This window comes from Dyadobacter tibetensis Y620-1 (genome assembly GCF_000566685.1).
GTDB classification, from domain to species: domain Bacteria; phylum Bacteroidota; class Bacteroidia; order Cytophagales; family Spirosomataceae; genus Dyadobacter; species Dyadobacter tibetensis.
The window spans coordinates 170,012-182,706 of the sequence record NZ_AZQN01000009.1 but is presented as its reverse complement, the minus strand read 5'-3'; the positions used below and the strand labels follow the sequence as shown (position 1 = coordinate 182,706).

The window sequence follows — 12,695 nt, the reverse complement described above, 5'->3', positions numbered from 1 at the left end:
ATTTTTTTATCCAGTAAATGAAAAATTCGACGAGATTTCAATTAATGGCCATGATGTTTCTCCTCTATTTCGTATGGGGCTCATGGTACGGCCAAATGAGTAAATACATGTTTACCCAGCTAGATGCTACGGGTCAGCAAGTGGGAAATGCCTATGCCGCATTCTCGATAGCCATGATCATCGCACCCTTTTTTGTGGGTATGATTGCCGATCGGTATTTCGCCGCTCAGAAAGTCCTCGGAGTGCTAAGCCTGGCCGGGTCTGCAGTTCTATTTTACCTTACCAGTGTCACCGATGCCAATATTTTCTTTTGGGGCATCCTCGTATATTGCATCACTTTCGCTCCAACCATGGCTCTGACTACCTCCATTGCTATGCAGCAGGTGCAAGATTCGGAAAAAGATTTTCCTGCCATACGCGTAATGGGCACGGTAGCCTGGATTGTAGTTTCTAACATTATTGGCTTCTACGGATTTGGGGATAATGTTATGATCTTTAAAATTTCGATGGTGACTTCGGCTTTATTAGGGGTCTATTCCTTCTTCTTACCCAATACGCCTCCCAAACCCAGCGCCAGGGGTAACTCATTTTCTGATATCCTAGGGTTGGATGCTTTCACACTTTTCAGAGACCGGTCTTTCACGATTTTCTTTATCTCTTCCCTGCTGATTTGTATTCCGCTCTCTTTCTATTACGCTATGGCCAACCCGTCTCTTACCGACGCGGGCATGACCAATGTTGAGAATAAAATGTCGTTAGGTCAGGCTTCCGAAGTCGTTTTTATGCTCCTTATTCCTTTAGCTTTCCGCAAGTGGGGAGTTAAATGGATGTTAATTGTTGGGCTGATCGCCTGGGTCATTCGATTTATCGGTTTTGGATATGGGGACGTTAACAGCGAATGGTTATTGTATCTGGCCATTATCCTACATGGTGTGTGTTACGATTTCTTCTTTGTTACCGGTCAGATTTATACCGATAGCAAAGCGGGAGAAAAATATAGATCGTCGGCTCAGGGACTTATTTCGATCGCTACATATGGTATCGGGATGGGGATTGGTTCCTGGATGGCTGGCCTAGTTGCTGATATGTATACCATCGACGGAGTGAAGAACTGGACGAGTATATGGATGGTGCCGGCGGGTATCACGGCGGTAGTATTGGTGCTTTTTGTGTTATTCTTTAAGGACAATAAGATTAAGGCAGCCAATTAACCGCTCCTATTGAAGGTTAAAGTTAAAGTGAAAAGCCTGGAGGTACACCGTACTTCCAGGCTTTTTGTATAAATGTTGAATGAAAATGCAATATCCAGGGACTTTTGTAGGGAATCTAGACCGATTTCGTATGTTTTGTAGAGTTAGTTTTTATCTTAGCAGTTAGGAACGCCAAATTTCCCGATAAGCGTTTCCCCAGTCGTTAACAAGGGAACTCAACGTTAGTATAAATGCAATTTTTTAAAAAGTACGGTCTACTTCTGATATTCATTGCCAGCATAATTTTTGGCCTTTATATCAGCATCGACCAATATTATTATTCTGCTTATCAATTCGTTTATTGGATATTTTGTGGTCTTCTGGGAATCCTGTTTGTCGTGTCCAGGATATATCTTCAACCTATTGGCAGGTCACAGGCTATTATGCTCTCTATTATCATTGCGGCCTATTTCTTCTCCTGGTATATCATTCCTCATTTTTTAAGATTTGGGGTGTTTCTATTTGCCACCTTATCTTATCTGTATGCTGGATTAGTACTTTATAACAGCGATAATAAAATACAGCGCTGGCTATTTGTTCCCCTCCTGATTTTCAGTAGTATCAATATAGTTTCTCTATTGTATTTCATAGCAGAACACTCCAAAATTTCCCGTGCAATTATCAACACCTTATTCATTACCAATGATAATGAGTCAAAAGAATACCTCAGTGGAAAGCTGGGATATGGTCACTTATTCGTTGTACTGATACTTGTAGGGGGGATATATGTCCTGTTGAATCCTAAAAACAGGGTAACCAGAGGGCCCGGGGTCAATAAGTTTGTATTGCCGGTAATGTTATTAGGATTCGCTTTATCGACCTTCTCTGGACCTGTGGGTGCACTCACCACCGAGTATTTACTACATCTTAAGTCCAAGGCAACTTTAAAGAAGATGGTAGAGGACAGGACCAAGGGTTTAAGCCAGAATCCCTTTCAGATTCAGGACCACCAGGGGGCAGCCAGGAAGGTTATGATCATTCTGGGGGAATCTCTCAACCGGGAATATATGGGGATTTATGGATATCCTAGAGAGACTAGTCCGCATCTACGGGCCTTGGAAGCAGATACCAGTCAGGGTCGGCTTTTCAAGTTATGGGATATGATTTCTCCCGAGGCAAATACAGTGCCCGCTCTCAAGAAAGTCCTTACCAATATAAATAATGAAAACAATATAGCATTCCAGAATTCTGTCACCATTTTGGACCTGTTCAATAAGGGGGAATATACTTCCTTCTGGCTATCTAATCAGGCTCCGCTGGGGAAATATGATACCCCCAATGCCGTGATATCGGCGACGGCAGACCATCGCTATTTCACTGCCTCCCGCAATAGTCTAAAGAATGCAGAGTCGGCTTCCGGGAATTATTATGACCATGAATTGATTGATATATTTAAAGCTTATACGGATAGTTCCGATCAGGAGAAGCAGGTATTTTTTGTGCATCTCATGGGTTCTCATTGGTTTTATAATGATCGGTACCCCAAGGATTTTGAAGCATTTAAGTCTAATAAGGTTAACGATCTTAATAGCTATTTAAATACGGTAGCCTATAATGACTTTGTAGTGAGTCAATTAATTAAAACGGCTAGGGAACGAGGTTTCGATTTGATCTGCTATTTATCAGACCATGGAGAAGACATGAAATATCAGCATAACCAGGAAAATTATCGCAGAGGAATGTCCACCATCCCTTTTTTGGTATACCTTTCCCCTGGTTACATGGACCGACAGCCTACTTTGGCCCGGCAGCTGGTTCGGGCTGGCCGTATTCCGGCTATGACCGATAATTTCTTTCATGATATACAGGTGTTATCCGGTTTTGAATCGACCCTATTCGACCCTTCAGCTTCGTTTCTTATGAAGGACTACAAGGTGAAGAAACGTAGGGTGGTGGGAAATAAAATTCTTTTTGATCGATAAAATCAAATGAAAGGATTCCCATAAAAAAACAGCCGATAAGGCATCCCTTATCGGCTGTTTTTTTATGGGAACTGAAGTTCACTCCTACCAATCGTCGCCGTAGTCATTCCCTCTTCCGCGGCGGCTGTCACCACGTTTGGAACTGGCTCCCCTTTTATTGTCTCCGCGTCCTTTTCCATAGTCCTTATACCGGCTGCCTCCGGCGGGTTTATCCGCATCCCGGAAGACACGCTCACCGCGCTTCTCTTCACCGGAACCTGCAGAATAGCCTTGGCTAAAGTCTGTATTTCTTTCTGTGTTAGAAGGGATATATCGGTCTGTAGGGGCAGGCCTGCCAGATCCAGGACGTGCCGGACGAGGGGCTCCTGCATCTTTTTTCTGAGCTTCGTTTACTACCAAGGGACGTCCATGCATCTCAGCACCATTAAGTTGACTAATGGCCAAGCGTGCCTGTTCCTCATCGGGCATTTCTACGAAACCAAAGCCTTTGCTTTGGCGGGTAATCTTATCGATTATAATTTTTGCGGAGTTTACCTCTCCGTACTTTTCAAAAGCTTCCCGCAGCTCACTTTCTTTCAGTTTAAAAGAAAGACTCCCTACAAAAATGTCCATACTAAACGCCAGTTTGATTGTTTTGATTTGAGTTACAAAGATATTTATTTAAGCTGGTAAGCCACCACACTGTTTTTTAGAAATGTGGGTACATAGACTATTTTTTTTCTATTATCATAACCAATATCGGCGGAATTGATCTTTTGGGCACTTGTGTCCAGAAGCTTTTCTACACTACCGTCAGATTTTACCAGATAAATAAGCCCTGCCCAGCAGGAAACTAGATATTCTCCGGGTCTAATTTCTTCTATTCCGTCGCTGCTTGGGTCCATACCTTCGGCCACCACTGTTAACTTATCGGGGCCCGACAGGCGTTTGAGTACCCCATTGTCGGCGATGAGCAAATCGGTGCCCAAGGCAAGGATACCATTAGGCCTTGTCAGATTCTCATGATAAGTACTTACTTGCCCCTTATAAAGTTTATGGATTTTTTTAGTTTGCATATCCGTAAAAAAGATGTTCCCCTTGGCGTCGATGGTTAGATCATTGAGGAACTTGGCACCTTCTACTGGATATTTATTCAGTATTTTTCCTGTTTTGGTGTGGATCTCAACGATGTGATCGATATCGGTTACGTATAGGCTATAGCCCATTTTACCCATACCTTTAGGAGCATTTAGCCCCGAGACCCAGTTGCTATCAATGATCTTCCCATCCAGGCCTACCTTTGCGATACTTCCTTTTCCATCCTTTTCTCCTGCCTGGCCGTCAATATTGGATACATACAATAGTTTGTCTTTTGCACTGTAAAGTACAGACTCGGGTACGGGTAACTCTGCCTTTGTTTCCCATATTTTTGTCAAGTTGGGTTGGGCCTGAGCTAGGGTGCCTAAAAAGAGTATGGCAGCGGCAGCTAGGCCGGAATATCGTTTTTTCATTGGAGATTTTGCTCTAAATGGTTGTTTATCGAACTGATTTATACCCAAATTTAATTAAAATAAATGCCAAATTTTGGAAGGTTTATATTTTAAAATTTTTAAATAATCAAGTAGAAGTAATACTCAGGTCTGTGCTTAGTAATAAATCTAGTAAGTGAGCGGTCTGTTTTGTCAGGATAACAGAAAAATGCCCGAAGATACCCTTCCTGTTGCGAAGGTTCTTCGGGCACCTATAACGAATGTTGATCTGTTACTTCTTGGCTTTTCCTACTTTTGGTTTTTTTGAACTTTCTGCCGGTGCCGGCACTTTGGATAGATCCAGAATCCTGATGTTTTTAAAACGTAGTGGGTTTCCGTGACCTAGATAGCCTATATGGCCACTGCTACGCTTCAGGCCGGGATGCTCCCGGTGATCGGCAGTGCCATTTTTGCTGGCTTCTGCCAGGTCACCATCCAGGATAACGGTGCCATTTAAGGTGACTTTTACCTTTGACCCCACCACTTCCACCTCCTGATAGTTCCATTCTCCGACAGGTTTTAGGAAGCCTCTTTTAGCGGGAATAATTCCGTATGCAGAGCCATGGTATTGGTACTCTTTCAGGTTTTTGTAAATATCGGCATCGTTGTCCAGAATCTGCAACTCAGTGCCCTCGTAAGCAGCATCTCCGGTAAGGGGAGCGCGGATTCCCAAACCATTATTGGCTCCAGGAGTGAGTTGGAATTCAAACCTGTAAATAAAGTCGCTGTACTCATCCTTGGTATACAAATTACCACTTCCACCTCGGGTAGGATCGATTACCAACTCTCCGTTTTCAATGAAATAATCTGTTTTATTACCGATCCACTCATGCATATTGGTGCCGTCAAAGAGGATTTTATAACCCGCTTGCTTTTCCTGGGTGGTGAGCTGATAGGGTTCCGGACGGTGGATTTCCCGGATATAGATATCGCGATAAGCTACCTCCGTACCATGGGCCTGCAATTCGATTTGTTCACGGGCGAAAATGGGTAGGTTCCGATCCCAATAGTTTTCCAAAGTAACGTTCTTTACTACATTCACTCCATTAAGGTCTACCGAAACGCGGTCACCCACCATCGTGATGTGAAAAGTATTCCATTCCCCAATGGCATTATCGGCTACTTGTGAGGGTTTGCTAGGGTGCTTTTGATTATTATAAAGTCCACCCGAACCTACCTGTGCCCCTACCGATACACGCGAAGTATCCCAGATTTGCACCTGAGGTGTGCCTCTTAAATAGATTCCAGCGTCGCCCTCTTTCTGAATTTTCCAATCCACAAACATTTCGAAATCACCATATTGTTGCACCGTACAAAGATTGTCCCCGTGGCCGGTAAATACCAGCTCTCCATCTCTTGCTATCCAGTCTTTTATCGCCTTGGAATCAGCAATTTTTTGCTTGTAAGCCAGGGAGTCCGCCGACATCTGCTTGCGTTTAATAGGATTAGCTACAAGCCCTTTCCAACCGCTAAGGTCTTTCCCATTGAAAAGGGAAATGAAGCCTTCCTCTTTGGGCATTTCAGCAAGGTGCTTACGGAGCTGAGCTTTTTGGTATTCACTCTCATTGCCTTTCAGTAAATCCAGCGATTGGCTGAGTAAGGCCCTGATCTCTGTCCCATAGAATTCCGGATTGGCTAAGGCTGCGCTGATAACTACCTGAGCAGCCGCTTGTTGCAAGGCTTCATCGTTCAGGAATTGTCCGGCAAAGAGCATGGCATTGAAGGTTTTCTGCCGTGCTAGTTCTTTCAGGATCATCAGTTGTTGGGGCTTAGTCCTGGCAATGGTCATCGCTTCACGCAACATAATCACCTTATTGACTGCAGTTCCTGAAGATTTTTTGATGGCCGCCAGATATCCGTCCATTGCCGCTTGAAGCTCCTGAGCGTCTGTGGTATTTTTACCAATATTAAATAGTGCGGGAGCGGCACTGCCATCGGTCCAGTTGGCTAAGGCCTGAATGGCGGTTTTCTTGTCAGAGGCGGCCCCGTTTGTATAAGCTTTAACCACCGAATGAAGAGCCTCTTTACCACCAATAGCTGCTAAAATCTCCAGATAGTTGCTTTGAGCGCCTTTGGGAGCTGCCTCCATTTGCTGAAGGATTTTGGCTGTCTGCTCGGTGGCATTCCCTTCCCTTTTTATCGTGCTGCCAATGGCTTCTTGTACGTATTTTAGTTCCTCCGGCTGGCTCTCTGAATTGGCCAGAAGATAGAGTTGTGGCAAGTCAGACTTAGTGGCAAGAGCGGGTAGGGAAGCGAAAGCGGAGGTGCGTACCGCTGGAGAATTGCTGGTTAGCAGTTTGCTTACAACTGGAAGGCTGGCACTAGCGCCTCTTCCCGCTAATACTTCTATGGCCGCCGGTTGGGCCGTAGCAGGAAGCTGGGGTAGGGCCAGGGCTAATTGATCCACCATGCCGTTTCCAGGGATAGTCTGTAAGGCACTTTTGATAGCTTTAACTTCGGCTTCATCAGTGGTCTTGAGCAAGGAGATTAACTTACCCACTACCGATTCGCCACCAATTTTTCCCGCTGCCCAAATGGCTGCTAATTTAGTAGTCGGGCTTTTGGAACTAAGCAGCTGAAGTATTTGAGGAAGGGCATCTTGAGAGCCTGCTTGCCCCAGCATACCAATAATTTCAGCCTGTACTTCCGGTTTGGCCTTCTTTAAAGCCTTCAGCCAGGGTTTACTGCCATCTGCCATGGTGTACTTCTGCCCCAATTTTAATGCTGCTGCCCGATAGGCGGCATCCTTGCTTTTCATAGCGGACACAAGAACCGGCACGGCTTCTCGCTTTTTGCTATCAGTATATATTTTTAGCGCAGCCGATCGTGTAGCGCTATTGATTGCCGAGCGACCCTTAATAATGGCTATGGCGGCGTTCTCAGCTATTTCCTGATCGCCAGTTTGGGATAATCTAGCCAGATATTTAAGATAAACGGCGGTGGCATCTGACTCATCATAGCTATAATTCAATGCTTTGGCAGCATTTTGGAGTAGCATTAGCGAGCTAGGTGTGGCCATTTCGGCAAGGGCATACAGACTCACCTTCTGGAGCGCAGCATCGCTACTATTCACGTTTTTCTCGATGGCAACATGGGCCGCTTTGAATCGGGCTTCGCCGAGAGCCTCTGTGATCGAAATCAAAGCCGATCCTTTAGCTGAGGGAAGTGCCGATAATAGGGCTGAACCTGCCTTCTCAGTTCCGATTCTGGCAAGGGCTCTAGCTGCTGGGCCAGCCAATGCTTCGTCGGTCAGGTAGGTCCTTAGGTGGTCTACCGATTCGTCCTTGCCTACTTGTTGTAGCTGATAAATCAAAAAGACCTTATTATAAGTGTCATTAACCTTAGGCAGGGCTTCCAGGTATGCCAAAGCAGCCATTTTTCTCCATGCCTCGTTGCCGGCTTTCGTTGCGGCAAAGCTGAAACCGGCCAGCGCATATTTAACTTTACTGTTGTCTCCCTTTTCGGCAGGGACCAGCATCGTCGCAATTTGCATTAAGCCTTCCTTTCCTAAGGAAGCAATATTTTCATTATTCTTTTGCAGTTTGGCTGCGTGCTCGGCAGGGACCTGCGCCAGCACATCCGCTACCTTGGTCGAGAGGGTCCGGCCTGCATCGGTTTGCGACCAGGACTGAAGAGCCATTAGACAGAGGATAACGATTAGGTTATATTGTTTTTTCATAAATATTGAATGTCTGGTTGACCAGAACGGAATATTCGTTTAGGATAAAATTATAGAAGGGATTCAGAGGTGATTTCTGCCTATATGGTCCATGGTCCGCGCATGGGCTGATCTATAAGCCGATTTGCTCCCTCATCATCAATGAACACCTGATGTACAGGGTCAAATTTGAGTGATCGCCCCAGTCGCAAAGCGATCAACCCCATATTAACGATCGTGCAGGAACGATGTCCATTTTCTTCATTTAAAGCAAATTTTCTCCTGTTCTTTACTGCATCTACAAAATCGGTAACCTGAGGTTCTGGATCTGGAAAAGCCGCTAATTTCTTTTTAAGATCTGGTATGTCCGACTCGAAATTCGGGTATAACTTTCCCTTCGGTCCTTCTATATAGGCCACATCCTTATCTTTGCCTTCTCCATCCAACACGATCTGGCAGCCATCAGCATAGGTGTAAGTGATGCGTCTCCATGTACCCACAGCTTCGGGATGTTGTTGGGGCGCATCTATTTCCACGCTTACCGGACTGGTGTCGTCTTTGCCTAGAAAATACTGTATAGGATCGATATAGTGCTGACCCATATCTCCGAGTCCACCGCCATCATAATCCCAATAGCCTCTAAAAGTACCATGTACCCGGTGTGCGGAATAAGGTTTATAAGGTGCTGGCCCTAGCCACATGTCATAATCCAGTTCCGTAGGAACTTGCTCGGGCTTATTGTCGGTCTTGCCCACCCAGTAAAATTTCCAGTCGAATCCTGTATGCTTGCTGACAGTTACCTTTAAAGGCCAGCCCAGCATCCCGCTTTGTACTAATTTTTTAATGGGTTTTACAGTCGAATTCATGCCATAAAAATTGGAATCGAAGCGAAACCAGGTATTTAAACGGAATACACGTCCATGTTGCTGAACGGCTTCCATTAGTCTCTTTCCCTCTCCAATCGTGCGGGTCATAGGTTTTTCACACCATACATCTTTGCCAGCCCGGGCAGCATCGGCCGCAATGATTCCATGCCAATGGGGTGGGGTGGCCACATGCACGATATCTACTTCAGGTAGCTGAATTAACTCACGGTAGTCAGAGAAAGTTTTTACAGTTTTATCGCCCACGATATCCATGGCGAGCTGCAAATGTTTTTTATCCACGTCGCAAAGGGCTACCACTTTGGTGCCTGCATAGGGGATATGGCCTCTTCCCATGCTTCCTACGCCTACGATGGCCTTGGTCAGGGTGTCGCTGGGTGCCAGAAAGCCCTTTCCCAACACGTGCCTGGGCACAATAGAAAAGGTGGCTAATGTAGCCAGGGACCCTTTAATAAACTTCCTTCTGGAAGCGGCATGATTAGACTTTTCGTTCATTTTCTAGGGGTTTGGAATAATCGTAATTTTTATTAAAAAATAACCTTGAAATTATGACAAATTTTAGAAAGTTGCAATGTTTTATAGTTCTTAATCAGTCTGAAAGCTAAGGCCGGTAGTTGATTGGATGGACTAAAAAAAAGTGGAAAGGGGACCTTGCCAATCCCCTTTCCACCATCTAAAGAATGCCTGTCTTTGCAGTTATTCTTTGCTTGCTTTATTGATTTTTGACGGGTTTATAAACTCTGATCCAGTCGACTTTAAAGGTTTGGTCATCTCGATTCGCCAGTTCATTATCTGTGGGAGTGAGACCTTGGTCGGAGCGCCAGGTTTGGTCTTCCACATTGATGATAATATCCATGGCTTTGTTGAGCCCTGTCCCACCGGTATAATTTTTAGGATCGATGATATCCAGGCCAGAAACGGTTCGGACTAATTTTCCGTCGATATAGTATTCCAAATGCAGTGGATCTTTCCAGTACATGCCAAACCGGTGGTATTGCTCTCTCCATAAGGTACCATCATAATACCAACTTCCAGGGTCGGTGGGTTGGTAGTCCTGAAAAGGGGAGCGTATAAATACATGATGGCTAATGTGAATTCTTTGTGCAAACCAGCTTAAGTCTTTTTTAGTATTTTCGGAATAGCTGCTGCCATAAGCTTCCAGGATGTCAATCTCCTGAGTATCGTCGGGGCTCAATAGCCAGACATCGGAAGCCAAAGTAGAATTACTGATTTTGGCATAAGCTTCAACATATACTGGATATACAATGCGCTCCTTGGAGGTGATGCACCCGGTGTGTACCTTATTCGTACCCGGAACACGGCTTGCTGGAATCTGCAGACGACCGTCGGCCACCAAAGAATGTGCTCTATCCCAGATGGTGAGGCCCGGGCCAGTCCAGTTATTATGATAAAAATCGGTCCATTTTTTAGAAAATTCGGTTCCTTTATCAGAGGCTTCTGCCAGATAGTTAAAATCGTCAGACGGGTGTTGAAGTTCCCATTTCATGCCTGGGCCCGGCTGTGCCGGCACAGGTATGTCGCTCCAATCATATCGTATTGAATCTATTTCGTTATCCGTTGACGATGTTGAAACCGGGTTGGTTTTACAGGAAAAATAGGCCGCCGCCAGGAAAAAAAGAACAGGTGCTTTAAACATTTCTGAATCGCTTTAGTGATAGATACTACTAGGCCAAACTTGTCAGGTCGGGCTTAGTTAACTATTGCGATTTGGGGGAAATTTTGTATAAAACCTGAATTGGTAACTAGATAAAAAATAGACAACTGAAAAGAATGATGAGCTTAAGTCATCAGATATTCACTATTTGCACAAATCACTTATATAGTTCCGGAATAAGTATCTTCAATAAATATATTTTTAAGCACTTTTTTTAGAGTGGAATGTTTCCATGTTTTTTTCGCGGCAGTTGAGCCACCTTGTTCTCCAGCATTTCAAAGGCCCGGATGAGTTTATGACGGGTTTCATTGGGGTAGATTACCTCATCTATATAACCACGGTGCGCGGCACGGAAAGGGTTAGCAAATTTGCGGGTATACTCTTCTACTTTTTCTGCCAGTTTTTCGCCAGGGTTTTCAGCCTCGGCTATTTCTTTTTTAAAGATGATTTCAGCGGCCCCACTGGCTCCCATCACGGCAATTTCTGCCGATGGCCAGGCGTAGTTTAGGTCCGCTCCTATGTGTTTAGAGTTCATTACATCGTAGGCTCCCCCATAGGCTTTGCGGGTAATAACGGTAATACGAGGGACAGTTGCCTCGCAGAACGCATATAATAATTTAGCTCCATTCGTGATAATGGCGTTCCATTCCTGATCGCTTCCGGGAAGGAATCCCGGGACGTCTTCTAATACCAGAAGGGGGATATTGAAACTATCGCAGAATCGGACGAATCGGGCCGCTTTTTGGCTGGCATGAATATCCAGAACCCCTGCGAGCACTGCGGGTTGGTTGGCAACTATTCCAATACTTCTGCCCGCCAGACGGGCGAAGCCTACCACAATATTTTCTGCAAAATATTTATGTGCCTCATAAAAACTCCCTTCATCAACGATTAAGTCGATGGCCTCACGTATATCGTAGGGTTGATTGGGGTTCTCAGGAATTAGATTATCCAGCTCGGGCCTAGTTTCATCTCCCGACTGATAATGTAGAGAAAAGGGCTCATCCTCACAGTTCTGAGGCATATAACTCAACAACTTTTTTATTGAAAGTAGGCAGTCTATTTCATTTTCAGAAACGAAATGGGTGACTCCAGACTTGCTGGCATGGGTCATGGCTCCCCCCAATTCTTCGGAACTGATCTCTTCATGGGTTACTGTTTTGACCACATTAGGCCCCGTAACGAACATATAGCTGGTATTTTCTACCATCAGTATAAAATCGGTTATAGCCGGTGAGTATACTGCCCCGCCGGCACAAGGGCCCATAATGGCCGAAATCTGGGGGATCACTCCAGAGGCCAGCGTGTTTTTATAAAAAATATCAGCGTATCCGGCCAGGGAGAGTACGCCTTCCTGTATCCGGGCCCCTCCCGAATCGTTGAGTCCTACAATAGGGGCGCCATTTTTCATGGCCATATCCATGATTTTACAGATTTTTTCAGCGTGGGTCTCCGAAAGTGAACCGCCAAAAACGGTGAAATCTTGGGCGAAAATATAGGTGAGGCGTCCATTGATTTTACCATATCCCGTCACCACGCCATCGCCTAAATAGTGCTCTTTGTCGAGACCAAAGTCCTTGCTTCGATGGAGGACAAACCTTCCGATTTCTTCGAAACTACCGGGATCCATTAAAAGGCCTATCCGTTCTCTTGCTGTAAGCTTGCCTTTTTTATGCTGCGCCTCTATGCGTTTCTGGCCGCCACCCAGCATGGCTTCGCTATTTTTTTGGTCTAGGGTTTGCTTTTTTGACTTTCCCGTGCTATTCGTTTCCATGAATTAATCCTGACTGTCCTGATT

8 protein-coding genes are annotated in these 12,695 nt (G+C 45.1%); 2 read left to right on the top strand and 6 right to left on the bottom strand.

What is annotated here, in order from left to right:
- Nucleotides 1–17: 17 nt before the first annotated feature.
- Both X939_RS0119445 and X939_RS0119440 read left to right on the top strand, forming a co-directional pair.
- A complete protein-coding gene (locus tag X939_RS0119445; RefSeq protein ID WP_025764956.1) occupies nucleotides 18–1,211 on the top strand; it encodes a nucleoside permease in 1,194 nt (397 codons plus the stop codon).
- 230 nt (nucleotides 1,212–1,441) lie between these two features.
- Nucleotides 1,442–3,172: a phosphoethanolamine transferase gene (locus X939_RS0119440; RefSeq protein WP_025764955.1), complete on the top strand. Its 1,731-nt coding sequence runs from the start codon at nucleotides 1,442–1,444 to the stop codon at nucleotides 3,170–3,172.
- Between the two features lie 84 nt (nucleotides 3,173–3,256).
- Here X939_RS0119440 and rbp read toward each other — a convergent pair whose 3' ends face one another.
- From rbp to X939_RS0119410, 6 genes are all read right to left on the bottom strand, one after another.
- Nucleotides 3,257–3,784, bottom strand: a complete 528-nt coding sequence (rbp, locus tag X939_RS23970) for an RNA-binding regulator (RefSeq protein ID WP_025764954.1) — start codon at nucleotides 3,782–3,784, stop codon at nucleotides 3,257–3,259.
- Between the two features lie 44 nt (nucleotides 3,785–3,828).
- Entirely contained in the window at nucleotides 3,829–4,662 is an 834-nt protein-coding gene (locus X939_RS0119430; RefSeq protein ID WP_025764953.1) for an SMP-30/gluconolactonase/LRE family protein, read from the bottom strand.
- Between the two features lie 250 nt (nucleotides 4,663–4,912).
- Complete coding sequence (locus tag X939_RS0119425; RefSeq protein WP_025764952.1) at nucleotides 4,913–8,359, bottom strand: 3-keto-alpha-glucoside-1,2-lyase-like domain-containing protein; 3,447 nt, start codon at nucleotides 8,357–8,359, stop codon at nucleotides 4,913–4,915.
- Nucleotides 8,360–8,439: 80 nt separating this feature from the next.
- Nucleotides 8,440–9,717, bottom strand: a complete 1,278-nt coding sequence (locus X939_RS0119420; protein WP_025764951.1) for a Gfo/Idh/MocA family oxidoreductase — start codon at nucleotides 9,715–9,717, stop codon at nucleotides 8,440–8,442.
- Between the two features lie 217 nt (nucleotides 9,718–9,934).
- Entirely contained in the window at nucleotides 9,935–10,879 is a 945-nt protein-coding gene (locus X939_RS0119415) for a family 16 glycosylhydrolase (RefSeq protein WP_025764950.1), read from the bottom strand.
- A 232-nt stretch (nucleotides 10,880–11,111) separates the two neighbouring features.
- Entirely contained in the window at nucleotides 11,112–12,671 is a 1,560-nt protein-coding gene (locus tag X939_RS0119410; protein ID WP_025764949.1) for an acyl-CoA carboxylase subunit beta, read from the bottom strand.
- Nucleotides 12,672–12,695: the final 24 nt, after the last annotated feature.